Annotated in this window: 13 protein-coding genes; 10 read left to right on the plus strand and 3 right to left on the minus strand. The window is 55.5% G+C overall.

Annotated elements, in window-relative coordinates; translation table 11 throughout:
• The 3 genes from B9N72_RS21165 to B9N72_RS21015 all read left to right on the plus strand — a co-directional run.
• Window positions 1-800 (plus strand): hypothetical protein (locus tag B9N72_RS21165; RefSeq protein WP_200811092.1); only part of this gene is annotated, 800 nt, incomplete at its 5' end.
• A 68-nt stretch (window positions 801-868) separates the two neighbouring features.
• A complete protein-coding gene (locus B9N72_RS20080; RefSeq protein WP_085277943.1) occupies window positions 869-6,250 on the plus strand; it encodes an RHS repeat-associated core domain-containing protein in 5,382 nt (1,793 codons plus the stop codon).
• A 4-nt stretch (window positions 6,251-6,254) separates the two neighbouring features.
• Window positions 6,255-6,650, plus strand: coding sequence for a hypothetical protein (locus B9N72_RS21015; protein WP_143477891.1), 396 nt, complete (start codon window positions 6,255-6,257; stop codon window positions 6,648-6,650).
• A 930-nt stretch (window positions 6,651-7,580) separates the two neighbouring features.
• On the opposite strand, the gene B9N72_RS20085 is transcribed toward B9N72_RS21015, so the two are convergent.
• Both B9N72_RS20085 and B9N72_RS20090 read right to left on the minus strand, forming a co-directional pair.
• Window positions 7,581-8,753: an SEL1-like repeat protein gene (locus tag B9N72_RS20085; RefSeq protein WP_085277944.1), complete on the minus strand. Its 1,173-nt coding sequence runs from the start codon at window positions 8,751-8,753 to the stop codon at window positions 7,581-7,583.
• A 307-nt stretch (window positions 8,754-9,060) separates the two neighbouring features.
• Window positions 9,061-9,813, minus strand: a complete 753-nt coding sequence (locus B9N72_RS20090) for an Arc family DNA-binding protein (RefSeq protein ID WP_085277945.1) — start codon at window positions 9,811-9,813, stop codon at window positions 9,061-9,063.
• A 148-nt stretch (window positions 9,814-9,961) separates the two neighbouring features.
• Here B9N72_RS20090 and B9N72_RS21830 point away from each other — a divergent pair, with 148 nt between their 5' ends.
• From B9N72_RS21830 to B9N72_RS20125, 7 genes are all read left to right on the plus strand, one after another.
• Window positions 9,962-10,123, plus strand: coding sequence for an Arc family DNA-binding protein (locus B9N72_RS21830; RefSeq protein ID WP_407681311.1), 162 nt, complete (start codon window positions 9,962-9,964; stop codon window positions 10,121-10,123).
• 317 nt (window positions 10,124-10,440) lie between these two features.
• The gene (locus tag B9N72_RS20100; protein ID WP_085277947.1) at window positions 10,441-11,079 is read left to right on the plus strand and encodes a TnsA endonuclease N-terminal domain-containing protein; all 639 of its coding nucleotides are present in this window, start codon (window positions 10,441-10,443) and stop codon (window positions 11,077-11,079) included.
• Window positions 11,060-13,024, plus strand: a complete 1,965-nt coding sequence (locus B9N72_RS20105; protein ID WP_085277948.1) for a DDE-type integrase/transposase/recombinase — start codon at window positions 11,060-11,062, stop codon at window positions 13,022-13,024. The genes B9N72_RS20100 and B9N72_RS20105 overlap by 20 nt, the downstream gene beginning before the upstream one ends.
• The gene (locus B9N72_RS20110) at window positions 13,024-14,070 is read left to right on the plus strand and encodes a TniB family NTP-binding protein (RefSeq protein WP_085277949.1); all 1,047 of its coding nucleotides are present in this window, start codon (window positions 13,024-13,026) and stop codon (window positions 14,068-14,070) included. Before B9N72_RS20105 ends, B9N72_RS20110 begins: the two co-directional genes overlap by 1 nt.
• A complete protein-coding gene (locus tag B9N72_RS20115) occupies window positions 14,063-16,039 on the plus strand; it encodes a TniQ family protein (protein WP_085277950.1) in 1,977 nt (658 codons plus the stop codon). The genes B9N72_RS20110 and B9N72_RS20115 overlap by 8 nt, the downstream gene beginning before the upstream one ends.
• 278 nt (window positions 16,040-16,317) lie before the next feature.
• Complete coding sequence (locus B9N72_RS21525; RefSeq protein WP_085277951.1) at window positions 16,318-16,623, plus strand: DNA-binding protein; 306 nt, start codon at window positions 16,318-16,320, stop codon at window positions 16,621-16,623.
• Window positions 16,624-17,301: an MT-A70 family methyltransferase gene (locus B9N72_RS20125; RefSeq protein WP_085277952.1), complete on the plus strand. Its 678-nt coding sequence runs from the start codon at window positions 16,624-16,626 to the stop codon at window positions 17,299-17,301.
• 71 nt (window positions 17,302-17,372) lie between these two features.
• Here B9N72_RS20125 and B9N72_RS20130 read toward each other — a convergent pair.
• The coding region (locus tag B9N72_RS20130; RefSeq protein WP_159453061.1) for a transposase at window positions 17,373-17,697 on the minus strand (325 nt) is incomplete at its 5' end.

Below are 17,697 nucleotides of genomic sequence, written 5' to 3' on the forward strand. Positions count from 1 at the left end.
GTGGCAACCTGACAGACCTACTGACCCTGCCGGTAGCGGGTATCTATACCATTGTTTTGAATCCAGAAGGGGCGGCTATCGGCAGCATGACGCTCCAACTATTCAGTGTTCCTCCCGATGTCACTGGCCCGATCACGGTAGATGGTCCTCCAGTTACCGCAACCACAACGGTGTCACAGAACGTGAGCCTCACCTTCGGCGGGAGTCTGGGGCAGCGGGTGTCCTTGCAATCGACCAGTTCGACCTACAACGGCTGGGTAGATGTCTTCATCTACAAGCCCGCGGCGGATGGGTCGGCCAGCACCAGCAACGGCGTTATCTACCAGACGTGCTGTTGGGGTAGTGGCAATCTGACGGATTTGCTGATTCTGCCCGCCGCCGGCACCTATACCATCGTTCTGAATCCAGAAGGGGCGGCTACCGGCAGCATGACTTTGCAGTTGTTCAGTGTGCCGCCTGATGCGATGGGGACGATCACCGTGGGTGGGCCTCCTGTCACGATGACCACGACTTCGCCCGTACAGAACGCCAGCCTCACCTTCAGTGGCAGCCTTGGGCAACAGGTGGCGCTGCAGTCGACCAGTACGACCTATCCGGGCTGGATCAATGTGTTCATTTACAAGCCGGCGGCAGACGGGTCGGCCAGTACCAGCAATGGGGCTCTCTACCAATCGTGCTGCTGGAGTGGCAATACCAGCACTGGCGTGCAAACACTTCCCTCCACCGGGACCTACACCATCCTGCTGGACCCTCCCGGCATGATGACAGGCGGCATGACGTTGAATCTGCTGAGCCAGTGACTCTGAGTCACGAATGAGAATGACGAATCACGTCTTGTGTGCTCACTTGCCACGAGAGGAAACGGATAATGGATTCCTGCACTCATTGCCGCACTGGTCACAGCTTGATGCGGCACCACCTCATGCTGCTGGCTGCCATAGTCCTTTGGGTTGGACAGCTACTGTTAAGTGGCTCGGCCCAGGCCGATACCTCACTGGTCGATGACCTTGCCGGCCTCACCCGAACAGCCCCGGCAACCGCACTCGGGCAAAGTGCCACCCTGCTGCCTGATGGCCGCTGGTTGCTTCTCGGCGGAGAGGGCGAATTGGCTCCGAAGGCCGCTCTGAGAAACGAGCAAACCGGTGAGCAGACCATCCTCGCCTCTACCTTACGGGCTCCCCGTGCTTACCATAGTGCGACACTGTTGCCCGATGGCAGTGTGCTCATCCTGGGCGGGGTCAACGCTCAGGGTACCCTCGTGCCGACCGCTGAACGCTATCAGCCCTCAACCCAGTCATTTGAGACGCTACCTGATGTCGGCCTGATGCTGCGGGCCCGTCATGCCGCGACGCTGCTCACCGACGGGCGAGTGCTGATTTCTGGAGGGGTGGATGGGAGTGGTATACCGATTGCCGCCGCGGAATTGTGGAATCCACGTTCACTCTTCGGCGAGCCCATCCATGCCAGTCTCCTGACTCCACGCAGTGGCCATCGAGCAGCGCTGCTGCCAAGCGACCCGGTCCTCATCGGAGGGGGTCGTGATGGTGCCGGCAACGCGGCGCTGAGCCGTGAATTGTATGACCCGGAGTCCCAACGTTTTAGTCTGGCGGAGCAGGCAGCAGCAGGTGTTGTCCCCACTACACCGTTATCGCTCGTCCCTCCTGCGGTCATGGCGAGCCTACCGGCCAGCCAAGCGCAGGATGTCGCCCTCGACAGCCTGATCTCGGTTCGCTTCTCCAAGCCATTGAAGGTGACCACGCTCGTTACCTCGACGGTGACACTGTTTGGCCCTACCGGCCCAGTGGTGATTCGTGTCACTCCTGCAGAAGGGGGGCTCCTGCTTTTTGTCACGCCGACGGTACCGTTGCAACCTGGCGCCCACTACACCCTGTTTATCAGTGGGGCACAGGATGACAATGGAGCGGCCTTGCCACTGAGTGCCATCAGCTTCACGACGGCGACACTGGCATCATCCTCGACGAGCAGTAGTACAGCTACCAGTAGTAGTGTCGGCAGTACTACGACAATGGCTTCGACGGCATCGCCTGATACCTCGTCGTCGACCACCTCGACCACGACGTCGTCCGGGACGACGGCGACGCCAAATTCAGCCTCACCATCACCCAGCACGACTGATACCACCGCTACGCAGAGTGCGGCGGCTGATGAACCAGAAGACTGGATTCCCGGGCCCGAGGCATTGCAAGGGGATTGGCGTGCCAAGCGAGCGGCATCGGCGCTGCAGGCGCTGCCCCCACTCCAGGCTGCCCCCGGCGAGACGGCCCTGGCGGGCCAAGTGTTACTGCTGAACGGCAAGGCCGCTGTCAACGTCACTCTGCGCATGGGTAACCAGGTGGCCCAGACCGATTCAAGCGGGCGCTTCCTGCTGAGCGGCGTAACAGTTGGTTGGAGCAAGCTGCTGATCGATGGAGAGAGTGCTAGCACACCGAGCAAGCGCTATGGTCAATACGAGGCCAGGGTATTGGTTGCCGAGGCTGGCAAGACCTCCTCGCTGCCTTACACCGTCTGGCTGCCGCGTACTGACACTGAACACGCCGTCAACCTGTCGTCTCCGACCCGTGTTGAAACCGTCGTGACCACCCCTTATATCCCGGGCCTGGAACTGCACATCCCGAAAGGCACCGTGATTCGTGATCGCGCTGGGCAGGTAGTGACCCAAATCAGTATTACGCCGATTCCGATCGACCGCCCACCGTTCCCCTTGCCGACAGGCTACGTCCCGGTCTACTTCACTATCCAGCCAGGAGGCGCCTATCTGCAGGGCATCGATCCGGCCTCGGCCCAGGGAGCACGGCTCATCTATCCCAACTACCGGCATGAAGCTCCGGGGACACGGCTCGACTTTTGGAATTATGACCCGGTGGACAAGGGGTGGTATGTCTATGGTCAGGGCGCCGTCAGCAACGACGGCCAACGCGTCGTGCCCGATGCCGGCGTGGCCATCTACGAATTCACTGGAGCGATGATCAGTGGCGGGGGAAATCCGCCCACAAGGTATCCGGCACCGGGAGGGGATTGCGAAGTGCCATCACAAGACGGCGACCCGGTCGATTGTGGAACGGGGCTATTCCTGGTAAAGCGTACCGATCTCTTCCTTGCAGATACCTTGCCCATTGCGCTGAGCCGTACCTATCGGCCGGGCGACTCCACTTCCCGCCCGTTTGGGGTTGGCACGACCCATCCCTACGAAATGCTGCTCTGGTCGAACAATAATTACCAGACCGCCGACCTGATCCTGCCCGACGGCGGACGCATTCACTATGTTCGTATCTCCGCCGGTACCAGCTACGCCGATGCCGTATACGAGCACACCGCGACGCCGACCCGCTTCTACAAGTCGCGCCTCGCCTGGAATGGCAATGGCTGGAACGTCACGTTGAAGGATGGCACGGTCTACGTCTTCCCGGATTTCGCCCCCATGAGCTCGATGCGCGACCGCTATGGCAACACCATCACGTTCACCCGCGGCTCCAATGGCTACATCACCCGCATTACCTCACCCAACGGCCGTTATATCGACTTTACCTACGATGCCAGCAATCGCATCACCCAGGCGAAAGACAACCTGGGGCGGACGGTCAGCTATACCTACGACGCTACCGGGCGGCTCGCCACGGTTACCGACCCTAATCTGGGGGTGGAGCAGTATGCCTATGATACGAACACGGGGAACATGATCTCGGTGACCCGGCCGCAGGGTAATCAGATGATGACCAACGTCTACGATGCCAACGGGCGGGTCACACAACAGACGCTCGCCGACGGTGGGCTCTACCAGTTCGCCTATACCCTGGGTACGGGTGACCATGTCACCCAGACTGACGTTACCGACCCGCGTGGCAATGTGCGTCGCCGGCAGTTCAATAGCAACGGCTATCTGACCAGCCTAACCCTGGGTCTTGGCAAGCCTGAACAACAGGTCTACAGCTACGAGCGCGACCCGACCAGTAACCAGTTGCTCTCGGTCACCGACCCCCTAGGACGTAAGACGAGCTATGGCTACGACACCATGGGCAATCGGACCAGCGTGACCCGGCTCGCCGACACGCCGCAAGCGGTGACGGACACCTACACCTACGAGCCCCAGTTCAATCAGCTGACCAGCCATACCGACCCGCTAGGTCACACGGCAACCTATGCCTACGACACACAGGGCAACCTGATCACCATCACCGATCCGCTCAGCCAACAGTCTCATTTCACCTACAACCTGGCTGGTCAGCTACTCAGCGCTACCGACCCTCTCAACCATACCACCACCTTCACTTACGACGGTGGCGACCTGATAAGCATCGCCGATCCGCTTGGACGCACCACGACCCACTTTACCGACAGTGCCGGTCGTTTGCTCTCAGTCACCGATCCGTCTGGCCGGCTCACCCGCTACGACCGTGACAGCCTCGACCGTGTGACGGACGTGACCGACCCTCTCGGCGGAGTCACCCACATGGTCTACGACAAGAACAGCAACCTGCTGTCACTGACTGACGCCAAGGGCGGGGTGACCAGTTACACCTATGACAACAAGGATCGCCTCGCCAGCCGTACCGACCCGCTCACCAAAGTGGAAAGCTCCACCTACGACAAGCACGACAATCTGACGCAATTCACCGACCGCAAGGGCAAGATCGCCACCTTCACCTACGACGCGCTCAACCGGCGCACCCAGGCCGGCTATGGCCGGAGCAAGCAAGGGCAGAACCTCACCGCGCCGGACGCGACCGTAACGTACAGCTACGACGGTGGTAACCGCCTGCTACAAGTGGTGGACAGCCAAGGCGGTACCGTGACGCGCAGCTACGACGGGCTGGACCGCCTCACACAAGAAACAACGGGGCAAGGTACGGTAAACTACGGCTACGACAACGCCAGCCGGCGCAGCAGCATGACGGTGGCGGGTCAGACGGCAGTGACTTACAGCTACGACAGCGCCGACCGCCTCACCGGGCTCAGCCGTGGCAGTGACAGCGTGGGCCTGAGCTATGACGTCGCCGGGCGGCCGGCAACGCTGACCTTGCCCAACGGCATCGTGGCGACCTATACGTACGACACCGCCAACCAACTGACCGGCCTCAGCTACGCGCAAGGCTCGACCGTGGTGGGCGACCTCAGCTACGGCTACGATGTTGCCGGTCAGCGCGTGCAGCTCGGCGGCAGCCTGGCGCGGATGAAGTTGCCGGCTGCCGTAGCCAGCGGCAGCTACAACGCGATGAACCAGCTTACCAACTGGGGCGGATCGGCACACAGCTACGACGCCAACGGCAACCTCACCAGTGACGGCACCAACACCTATACCTGGGACAGTCGCAACCGCCTGACCGGCATTAGCGGTGGGACGACAGCGAGCTTCGTTTATGACGGCTTCAACCGCCGCAGCAGCAAGACCGTCTCCGGCGCGGCGACCGCTTTCCTGTATGACGGGCTCAACCCGGTACAGGAGCTCTCCGGCAGCACGCCGACAGCCAATCTGCTGGGCGGCCTCGGTCTCGATCAGTGGTTCGCCCGCACCGACGCGAATGGGACCAAGAGCTTCCTCTCCGATGCGCTCGGCAGCACGCTGGCGCTGGCCGATTCCAGCGGCACGGTGCAGACCCAGTACGCCTACGAGCCGTACGGCAAGCCGACGCAGAGCGGCGTGTCGAGCAGCAATGCTTTCCAGTACACCGGGCGGGAGAACGACAACACCGGGCTGGCGTACTACCGGGCGCGTTACTATGCTCCGGGCAAGGGGCGATTCATTGCCGAGGATCCGATTGGGTTGGTAGGTGGGGCGAATGTATATGCCTACGTCGAAGGAAACCCTATATCATTCATAGATCCCTATGGGCTTATTTCATTAGGCGATCTTTCTGGAATTTTGTTTAATGAAACACGTTCTCTTAGTGGCGAAGGCATAGACGTTGCAAGACAAAATGTCGCCCATTCAATAATTAATGGTGACGAAAAATATGGCAAGCGCCGACCTAAAACTGCTTCTCCTCATGCCGTCGTTCCGTCATCTGAATCAGATACATACGATGCTTGTGTTGAGGCCGCCCAAAATGCATTGAATCAGGATGACCTTGGTGTAGATCCCACTAATGGAGCAACTCACTTTAATCTTCGCCCGAACGCGTCCACTAAACCATTCTTTGGCAACCCAATAAGAACAAATAATGGGCCGTTTAATAACAGTTATCCAACGGTAGATTTACCTGCCACGGGCATATATGTCAATACCTATAGGTGAGCGTATGGCTAGGCTTCTATTGATTTTTCTCTGCCTTTTGAGTTTCACATCGTTGGCTGATGAAAACTCATCATTCTTTGGTAGCCTACCAAAATCTACACATTCATTTGTGTCGAAATGTAGGATTAACGGAGAGATTCATGCGTTAATTTTTTCAGGAAGTACCAAAAACGCATACTACGTTGAGATGACTTCGGGCGGTTCTGTTGTTCAGATGGCAAAAATTAAATTTAATGATAGAGGCTATCTTATTGAAGATGCGCAAGGTGGCGTTGCCTCTTATCAAATGGTTAGAGATCAGGTTGGGAAATTAATTGGTAAAAATTTCCTTTTTAAAGAAACAAAAAATTTGGAACGATTTATAAAGGCCAATAGCCCTGTAGACATGGCTTGCAAGTAAAGGCCAAATAAAGCTTGATGGAGTTCGACTGAAATTACGGCACTGGGAGTATAAAAGGCTCACTCACGATGTATGATGGCATCCTGAAAAAAAGGGGGCGGCAAATTAATCCGTCCCCTTTTTCAATACATATATCTACGCGCGGCCGGCATAACCGATGGCTGCGGGAGCACCCCTTACAGCTATGTCCTGGTGGCTTCGTTGGTACCACCAAACGGGTACGACGGCTTCAACCGCCGCACCAGCAAGACCGTGTCCAGCATGGCAACCGCTTTCCTGTATGACGGGCTCAGCCCGGTGCAGGAACTCATACATGGACGCCGACGGCCAATCTGCTGGTGGGGTACGTCCTCAACCAATGGCTCGCCCGACCCGACTCGACCGGGACCAAGAGCTTCCTTGCAAATGCGCTCGACAGCACGCTGGCGCTGACTGACGCCAGCGACACGGCGCACTGAAATACCGTTCCCCACGGGAGTTCAGACGACTAGCGGCAACATCAACCTGAGGGAGGGTTGATGTCCTGAGATACAGGGGCAAATCCACTCACTACTATGGCTATGTCAACAATAAAAGTCTTGAGGCGTTTTGGCCATATCCAGCGAAACAAGAGGAATCTGGTCAATTATCATCAGAACCGTCGGCCAACTTAGCCAGCGTCTGCAAACAGCGGCCGGTGCTGCGATTCTCCGGGTATGTGTGCATAGTTGGGATGTGCACATAGGGGTTGGGTGCAGTCCCTCGTCGTGGAGGAAAGCAGTCATACAGGGCGAGCTGCACTATCCGACAGATTGCTGACGTCGCGCGTGGCTCCTCCAAGCGGCTGCAAAGGCCGAGGATCAGCAGCAGTGGCTATTCGTCTTTCGAACATAAAATGGCTGCTTCCATACCGGAAAGCAGCCGCTCGTCTATTGGTGAACTTGGGACGATTCAATCTCTCTCGATGCCGAGTGAGCTGAATCTGAGTTTTGTCTTACCCTTGAGTGCTTGATACATCTCTCCCGCAGCGTGACGGGCGACGGCATCCTGTCCGGCTTCGATGGTTTGAAGCTCAATACCATCACGCCCATCGACATATAGTGGACCTCCAACGTCATCATCATATAACGCGCCGTTTTCATGATAGGCCCGGTAATCATCTTTTGAGAGATCGGTGCCATGTAGTTCGGCGAGGTAAAACCAAGTCCAGCACTGTTGAAGATCGCTGCTGTCGTACCTCTCGATCAATTCGCGCATCGCTTCTATATCACCTTGCTTCGCCGCTTCTGTAAGCCAGTATCGGGCGTCATTCGGCCGTCCAAACTGTTCGGCAATTTCAGCGATATAGGCTGGATCGGCGTTGGGTGCCTGCGTGTAAGGCAGGTCAAAAAACCTCGGGTCGTCAAAACACTCCGCGAGTGCGAGCAGGGCGTCCGGATGACCTAGCTCTCCTGCCTTACGGAGGTGGCGCTCCCACTTTTTCTCAAGCTCTAGTCGAGCGGCATGCTTATCGGCCCATTCTTTCTGGATGCCCGTGAGATTCCGTCCCTGTTGCTCTTCGTTATACCAGTAGTCGCTCCCCGCGCTTGGTGCATCGATGTCGTGCTCGGAGGGGGCAGAGAGGAGGGCAAGAGCATAGTGAGCCACTGCATTATTGTTGTAGGCAGCGGTAGTGAGGTCATCTAGTAAAAGCGGGGATAGCAGCGATTCACGGTCAAACCAACGATCAAGATCCTCATCCTCTTCGTTGTCATCCTTGCTACTGTCATCAAACCAATCATCTCGGCCTGAATCGTAGCGCAGATGGGCCACGAGGTCGTTGATGTGGATGAGGCCGATACCCTGCACGGTTAGCAATTCGGGCAACGCGCGGGCGATCTGGAGTGCAATTTCTGGAGGGTATCCCAGTTCGAGGCAACGTCTGCCAACCTGCTCACCGTACTTGGCGGGACACCGGCAAGTGAGGCTGTGTTCGGTAAAGACATGATCTGTACCCAAGGCTGCGTATGAGTTAAAGCCAAAGGACGCGGCCAGTAGCTCATAGATATGGGTACGTTTGAAGGTGGTGCCAGTAACAGCCTGAAGGTGCTGTTGAGTGGCGTACGTGAGTTCCTTGATCGTCATAATCAACCGTTCCAGAAAACCACGTCGAATCGGGTCAGGCGCACGCGTTTAAATCCCCGACGACGAGGCTCAAAGAGAAGGGCTATCTAGATATGACGGTCGCTACTGCATGGCCTGTTTTTACTCGCGTGCAAGTAGGGTGGGCACCTACGAGCATTCTAACCGTAGCGGTTCGGGATGGTCTACATCCATTTTGGATGGTGGTCGAAATTCTCTATTAACGGCCGCTCTGGTACGTATAGCAAGCCACTTCTGCTGTGAAGCCGTTTGAGGGGAGCAGGTCAGAGTACCTAAACTGGTATGCTGTTTAATCAGGGGGGGCCAAGAGTCTCATTGCTGATTCGATTGCCTGAAGCGTGTCCACCTGCTGCTTGTGCATAGCTTTTAGCGCCTCTTGCATGAGGCTCTCTCCTCCATTGGCACCAGCAAGCTGCACAGGAAAACAACACAGCCACGAGCTGACTAGCTCTTCAAGATAGCCAGGGAAGATCTCCTCCAGGTCCAGAATTTTCCCGCTTTCGCGCGAATTGTATTCGGCACAGAAAGCTACTAGTGCTGTGCTTTCTTGAGGAGCTTCCGTGCGCTCCTTACACCATCGTAGGTAAGCTATCAGAAGGTCGCATTTTCTTCGCTCGTCGACGATGCGTTGTGCCCTTGTTGGGTCAAGCACATATGTAGATTCTCTGGCGTAGCGGCGCATGGCTAATGCCAAGTCTATCAAAAATCGTGGGTCTATCTTTTCTATTCCATACACGTGCTCCACTTCCTCCTGATCCGGGTCATCGCCGTTATAGAGCCGGCAGTATTCGCTGTAAGCCACTTTCTCGTTGAGTGGTGACTTCGAATAAGACCAACGCTCAAAATCCAATAGCAGCTCGGTCTTTTGCCTTTCTGGCGGTCTGCCGGCGTTGGCCCCTAAGTGTTTGGAGTTAAAGGATTCCTCCACACGATGGACGATTTCTGCGTTTAGAGATCTGCCCGATTGCTCCGACGCAGCCTTTAACCTTGCGTATATCTTATTTGGTAAGCGTAGTTGAGTACGGTAAATGTATTCAGCCATGACAATTTCCAAAGAGACAGAAAAAATAGTGTCAATTTGACACTATAAATAATCCAAACAGTTCATCCGAAAACCATTAATATTAACTATATGTGCAGTTAGTGAAACTACATTCCCCCGGGGGTAGAACATGGATGCCCGACCAGATATGTATAGATCTCAAATCAGGCTCCCAATGGAACTGGCAGACTGGCTAAAGGCCGAAGCCGCCGCAAACTTTCGAACCATAAATGCCGAACTGTTAGTCATATTGCATGAGGCCATGCGGCGTCGAGGAGACGAGAAGTTAACCTCTAATGATAATGGCTAAGCTTCTGAAGTGATTCCATAGATTAAGGACACCTCCAGAATGTGGAGGATTCGGTCTAATCCAAGATGAGGGAGGTATATATGTAAAAAAGGCCAGCCCGAAGGCTAGCCCTTTGATGCCAAAGACGAATCTTTAGCAGTCTCCAAACTCAGTATCGTCTCGCGTATCCAAACGGTCAAGCCACATTCCCCCATTTCAAGCCAAAAACGGTCAGCAAGCAGCTGAACGGCGGCTTCGCTCGTCCTGCGATTGGCTTTTCCCAAACAGATGCGTGGTAGCGCAGGGAGAAGTCTTGCCTGCGCTACCAGGAGAATACGATGCGAGTACGCAAAGTCGTGACCCGTAGGGGTAGGCACATCCGTGGCTATTTCCCCTCGAAAAAGCGCAATGAGATGGTGGCCTGGGAGTCCCTTCTTGAGAAGGACGCCTTGCTGTTGATGGAGCTCTCTCCGGGTGTGATTACCTATCAAGAGCAGCCGGAAGAAGTCCCCTACTGGGACGGGCAGGCAATGTGCAGCTATGTCCCAGACCTGCGCGTTAACCTATACAACGAGACCTCCTTGCTCGTTGAGGTCAAGCCAACGGACGAGCTCAATCGCCCCGTGGTGAAGGCCAAGTACCAGCGAATAGCTCAGCACTTGGAAGAACAGGGGGTAGGGTTCCTGTTACTGACCGAGAAGGAAATTCAGCAAGAACCGCAGTACAGCAATTTGCGCCGGTTGCTGTACTGGTACAACCACGCTCCCGAGAACTTACCGTCAGCCAAGGAGATTGCTGCAAAGCTGGGGAGACGCGATTCAACAAGTCTCCAGGCTTGCCTGGATACCTTCAGCCCAGAAGTGGCGTATGCACTGATCGCAATGGGCCTGCTTGTCGCAGACATGACGGAGGTACTCACACCGGCGTCCCCTGTGCACCTACCAGAGGGAGGGCGTCATGCAGCGATTTTCTTTTAAACGCGGGCTTTGCTTCATCGCCGGGCAGACCCGGTGGGTGCTGGATCGGCGACTCGCCAGCGGCAAATTGCAGCTGTGCTCCGAGGACGGCGAAATCCTGAATCTGACGTATGGCGAAATTTTGCAGCGCTGGCAATCACAGGAGTGGCTGATTGATGAGCAGTCGTTAGCCAATCTGGGGAATGCAATCTACGTTGTTACCCCTCGTGACCTATCGACCTACCCGATCAAAATTCAGGAGATTGCCAAACGTCGTCTTCACTATCTGCAGAAGCTGAATCCGGAGCAGACACCCTATAACCCGGCGGTATGGGGAGAACGCATCCGCGAAATCTCTGAAGAGATCGGTGATACGGATCCGCCGTGTCCATCGACCGTTGCTGTCTGGTGGGGGCGCTATCGGCAAACACGATCCATTCTGAAGTTGATCCCATGGAATCGACCGGCCTCAATCCACCAGCGCAAGCCGAGTTACGCCATCTTCGAAGAGATCATCGCCGAGGTTTACCTGACAGACAACAAGCTGCCCAAGCTTACTGTCTACGAACGGATTAAAGCGCGAGTCCAGGCCATCAACCAGGTGCTGCCTGCGCATGAACAGATGAAATGTCCGGGGCGTACCACGGTTTACCGCTGGCTGGGGGAGCTTCAACAAGACCTCGTCGATCTGGCTCGGGAAGGGGCTGAAGCCACGCGCATGAAGTACCGGACGGCTATTGGCATGGTCAAGACCCACGCCATCCTGGAGCGCATCGAAATCGATCACACGCCGCTGGATATCATCATCATCGACTTGGTGACGGGCCTGGCGCTGGGACGGCCGTGGATTACTTTAGCGATTGACCACTATTCGCGCATGATCGTCGGCTTCTACATCAGCATCGGTGCGCCATCGGCCAACTCGCTCTTGCAATGCCTGAGGCGTGCCATCCTGCCGAAAGAGGATCTCCTCGCCCAATTCCCGGACATCAAGAATTGCTGGCCAGCCTACGGTATCCCGCAGCTAGTTGCGGTAGACAATGGGCCCGATCTTCACAGCACCGGGTTTGAACAAGGTTGCCTGGAATTGAGCATTGTGGTGCTGTTCTGTGGCTCGAAAATCTCATATCAAAAAGGAGGGATCGAGCGCTTCATTCGCACGATGAGCGTAGGCCACATCCATACCCTGCCTGGGACCACGTTCTCCAATCCGGAGCAGCGAGGTGACTACGCATCCGAGAAACAGGCTTGCCTGGATATGCAGACGTTAACCCACTTGATCCTCAAGTGGATCGTCGATGTTTACAACGTCACGCCACACCGGGGCATCAACGGCCGGCCATTGGATCGGTGGCAAGAATCAGCCCAAACCACGCCGATTGCTTTGCCAGTCAACCCTCAGCAGCTGGAGCTGATTGCCGGCATCCCCGCCCAGCGCACGCTGTTCCATTACGGCGTGGAGTTCGATGGGCAGCATTACAACGACCACATCGTGCAGCTGATTCGCCGTCGTACCGGCAAGAACATCCCCGTGGATATCAAATACTACGAAGATCAGATCAGCCATATCCATGTTCTGGATCCGGACAGCCAGGTTTACCTCCAAGTTCCGAACAGAGATATGGAGTACGCAGCAGGTCTCACCAGAGAAATGCACCGCACCATCCGCGCCCATGCTCGCAAGAAGTTCGGCGAGCAGTGCAATACACCTGAGTTGCTGGAGGCAAAACGCGAAATCCAGGAGATGGCGCAAGCGGCCCTGCAGCACAAAAAGATGGGCTACCGGAAGTCGGGGGCACGTCAGTTCAACCTGAACAGTGAAGCTGCACTGGCAAAGCAGGACCCGTTGGTCGAAGCCAGAAAACCTGCCAAGCGGAAGAAGGTTATCCCGCCGGTAGCTCTGCCAGACGGCCTGGGCGACGACCTGCCTGAGTTTTCGGTCTCGCCCAAGAAAGGGGGTATCTGATGGATCCCCTTTCCATGATGATTCAGTTTGCACCGGCTGGCGGGTTCACGTCGGACAAGGTGCTGGGCTACAAGCTGCTGCTGGAACCGATCTGCCATCAACGTTTCCGAAACGCGTTGTTCCAGATTGCCGAGTTGCATCATCGCCGTCGTACCCATGGTGCGGGTGGTGGTGTTTTGCTGATCGGCCCTTCTGGTGCGGGTAAGAGCACCATCCTCGAGGCGTATGAAGCGGAGTATCCACGCTCATTTGAGGGACAACGGACACATCTACCGGTTCTAGTTGCGAAGGTACCATCCTCTCCAACTGTACGGAGCTTGGCCGGGGCCATCCTTGAAGCGATGGGTGACCATAAGTCACACAGCGGTACAGCACCCGAGAAGACGACCCGGCTCGTGGAGTTGATCAAGCGCTGTGGCGTGGAAATGTTGCTGCTCGATGAGTTTCAGCACCTGTTCTACCCACCTACCGTGGCTGCGTTTCGAGATGTCACTGACTGGCTGAAGAATCTGCTGGAAAGTACCGGGCTGGGTATGGTCGGGTGCGGCTTACCCACCGCTGAACTTGTCATTCGCAGTAATGAGCAGCTGTCTCGTCGCTTCTCTCCAAGTATTCCCGTTGATCCCTTTTCCCTTGAGGATGAGGCCGACTTCATCGAGTTCCGCGGCTTGCTCAAAGCCATTGCCTCGTGCCTGCCGATGGACAGCGAGATTCCCTTGTACGAGGCCAACCTGGCCCGGCGTATCCATACCGCAAGTTTTGGTTTAGTCGACTACACCATCAAGCTGCTGGAGGGAGCGGTATCGGCGGCTAACCTGGCTGGGTTGAGTACCTTGTCGCTTGATGTGCTGGCGGCCGGTTTCCGTGAGCGTATCTGGAAAGACGTGCCAGACAGTCTGAACCCATTCCATCCTGAGTCACCGCTACGGCCGTTGACGCAACCCGGGGAGGTCTTTTACCAGCATACGCGCAAGGATCCCGTCGGCTCGCCTGTCGCCGTGAAACTCGGACTACGGGCAAACAAGGGAGGGGCACGCAATGCATGACTGCGCTACCCCACAATCACCGGTACCAACACTATTAATACGTCCCCATCCTTCCCGGACCGAGGGACCCACTGGCTACCTGCTCAGACTGGCTGAAGCCAATTTCATGAGCCTGCGCGACTTGGAGGAGATTGGCATTGCCTTCAACCCGGAAGCCTTGCTGCAACAACAGCTGCTGCCGCATCCGCAGCTCTACCCAGAGCTGCATGAGCAGGTGGGGTACGCGGCCAAGCTTCTACAAGAGCTGCCCGGTATCTGGAATCGGCAGCACGCCCGGTTTTGCCCTTATTGCTTGTCTGAAGATCCACGCTGGCGGATTGGCTGGGAGGTTTTGCACTTTGATACCTGCCATAAGCACGGGGTGTGGTTGATTGACCAGTGCTCAAGCTGTGGCGAGCGTCTGACGTGGCAGCGGGATAGCCTGCTGCGCTGTAACTGTGGTGCGGACCTGCGTCAGGAAATGCCTGAGGATGCACCACCCTCCAGCATTCTGCTGGGTGAGGTGCTGGAGCAGATTCTGTTCAGGCAGGACATCCGATACCAACATGGTTACCCGTTTCATGGGCTGACGATTGCCCAAGTGCAAACGCTGATCCGGTACCTGGGGGTGTATCTGGATCCAGCGGCCAGTCAGAAGCCCCTCAAGATTGCCAACTCTGGTGCGATGGTTGTTTCCTGGACCATTTCGTCTCTGGCTGCAGAGATGCTGGTCTTTTGGCCTGAAAAGTTCCACCAGGCTCTCGACGTGCTGCAAAACACTGGGGGTGACGCCAGGATCAGCCTGAAGGCCGTCTTCAAAGAGGCGTATCAGTACTTATATAAAGGAGGTCTGCGAGGTGGAATCTACAGCCCGGTGCGGGAAGCCTTTGAGCAGTGGGTCACCCATAACTGGAAAGGTGCGCTTGCCAAGCGAAACCGACGCCTGACTGACACTGTACTGGAGAACGTGCAATGGATTCCTGGCAAGGCAGCGGCTGATCGGCTGGGTATCTCGATGGCCAGGCTGCGGTATCTCGTCCGTTCCGGGCAACTGGACGGCCAAGAGACGATCAGTGCCAAGGGGCGACGCTTCCTGATGGTGCGAAAAGGCCAGCTGGCACAAGTAGAGGAGGAGCTGGCAGGCGAGATCACCATGGCCAAAGCCATGGAGATTCTCGGGTTGGGTAAGGTCCGGTTGCGGCGGATACTGAAATTGCTTTTCCCGTCGGCCAGGCGAGTGAACGACCAGCAGCACTTGCCGTGGTGCATCTCCAGCACGGAGGTGTACCAGCTGGCAGAGCTGGGCGAGGAGCTGCCACGCGTCTACTGCGTAGATGATGACGAGATCTCGCTCGCCGATGTGCTGCATTACTGGCAGTGGAACGCGGACGAGATCGTGTCGTTGGTGGAGGAGGTCAAGGCGGGGACGCTGGTGCTGACCAGAACGCTCATCGGCAAAGCAGGCATCAGCCGCTGGGTGTTCAAGCGCAAGGATTTGATCCAGTGGCGAGCCGCCATGCAAACAGATCGGGTCAACTGGATTACGATTCCCGAGCTCGCGGAAGTCTTGGGGGTGAAACAGCAGGTGGCTTACTGGCTCACCCAGAACGACTACATCCGCTCTCACAAGCTAGGGACGCGAAAGCACCATGGCTCGCGGGTCCGGACGGTCGACGTGGATCGTTTCCTCCGACAGCACATCTTCGGTACCGAGATAGCTGACAGGATTGGCCGCTCGCCCAGAAAGACCATGCTCATGCTGAAGGCCGTGTCGATCTACCCCCTCCGGGGGACCAGCATCGAAGCATGCCGTCAGCTGGTATATACTCGTTCTGAAGCGCTTGACCGGTTCATCGCCAGGCACAGCGTCGGTGACCTGACGAAGTGGCACGACACCGTGAAGCGACGTGAGAAAGCCTGGGAGAGGATCATCTACGAAAATGGGACGCCGGTGCCCGATCCGTCCCACTTTCGACTAGAACCCCGTTGATCTGGTAAAGACCCAAATCTAGACCTCAATGGGATCCTACAAAACATCTTGTTCGATAAGAGCTGAGTAATTCTTCTCGCATGGTAGTGAGCAAAAGCCAACCGTCAAGGTTGGCTTTTGCTTTTGACATAGCTTGCTTTTCTTTGATGGAGAAATGAGCTATTTTGAATTTGTACGAATTCTAACGGTGATGCGAATCATATTTCAAAACCACATAAATTTATGTGTAGTTCACATAAATTTATGTGGTTGATGATGGGCTAGTGTACAATGCTGCTATGACTTACGACGAATTTCATCGCCAACTTGGCAAGGCTGGGCTGAGCTTCGGCGAATTTGCGGACTTGGTAAAAATGAACCGCAATTCAGTAACGAACTATGGCAAGTCTGGGGAAGTCCCTAATCATCTTGCTGTCATAGCTGCTTTACTAGGTGGCATGGCAGAACAAGGAATTGATTTTCGCTCAATACTTGGGGCCATTGACATTGAGCCTAAGAAGCCTCGTGGGGCAGCAACCAAGGGACGTTTTGGTGGTTCCAAGCAGATGGAATCAAAGGTAACCACGAAGTGTAGGGAGTTATAAATGGCAATTACACCCGCTATAAATGAAGATGTCACTATGGATCTAAGAAATTTTGTTGCCGGGAGAAAGTTTGGAACAATCCTGGCGGACCCTCCGTGGCAATTCCAAAATAGGACAGGGAAGGTTGCTCCTGAGCATCGGCGCCTGCAGCGATATAGCACTATGACTTTATCGGACATAAAAGCACTCCCTGTGTCGGAGGCTGCAGCAGAAACAAGCCATTTGTATTTATGGGTGCCGAATGCATTGCTGCCTGAAGGTTTAGCAGTTATGGATGCGTGGGGGTTTGAATACAAGAGCAATCTTGTATGGCATAAAATTCGTAAAGATGGTGGACCTGATGGCAGGGGAGTTGGTTTTTACTTCCGCAATGTCACTGAACTCATTTTGTTTGGCGTCCGAGGTAAAAATGCCAGAACACTTCCGCCTGGTAGAAGTCAAGTGAACTTCATTGCTAGCCGAAAGCGAGAGCATTCACGCAAACCGGATGAGCAATATGCACTTATTGAGGCATGCAGTCAGGGGCCGTTTTTGGAGTTATTTGCTCGTGGAGAGCGCCCAAATTGGGCTGTCTGGGGTAACCAAGCAAATGAAGAATACTATCCGACTTGGGACACGTATTCCAATCATTCTCAAGCTGAAAGCGATAGTTTATTTTCTGAGGTGATAGAAATTTAAACTGTTATGATCAGGTGTGCTCTTGTTTTATAAGAGTTTAGAGTGTGATCCGAATTTCTGAAAATAAGTAATCACGCATAACTAAATTTGAGTTCTGTGCCAACCCTATCCAGCAAGTCGGTCACCTTGCTTTTCAATTCGGTGGCACCCCATGTCTTACATCGTCGCCAGTGGTATTTGGCTTGTTTCCAGAGCTGCTCGATCAGGTTCAGCTCTGGGCTATAAGCTGGCAGAAAGCAGAGATGAAACCCATGATCCAGCAACCAGACATCACGTTTATCTTCTCTGATGGCGGCGTGCATCCGCGCGTTATCCAGGATCAGCAAGGTCGGCCGCTCACGACTGGATCGCTCAGCCAAACTCTGCAAAAAGACCTCAACCTCTTGCTTGCGCACG

It is taken from the genome of Pseudogulbenkiania subflava DSM 22618, assembly GCF_900177275.1.
GTDB classification, from domain to species: domain Bacteria; phylum Pseudomonadota; class Gammaproteobacteria; order Burkholderiales; family Chromobacteriaceae; genus Pseudogulbenkiania; species Pseudogulbenkiania subflava.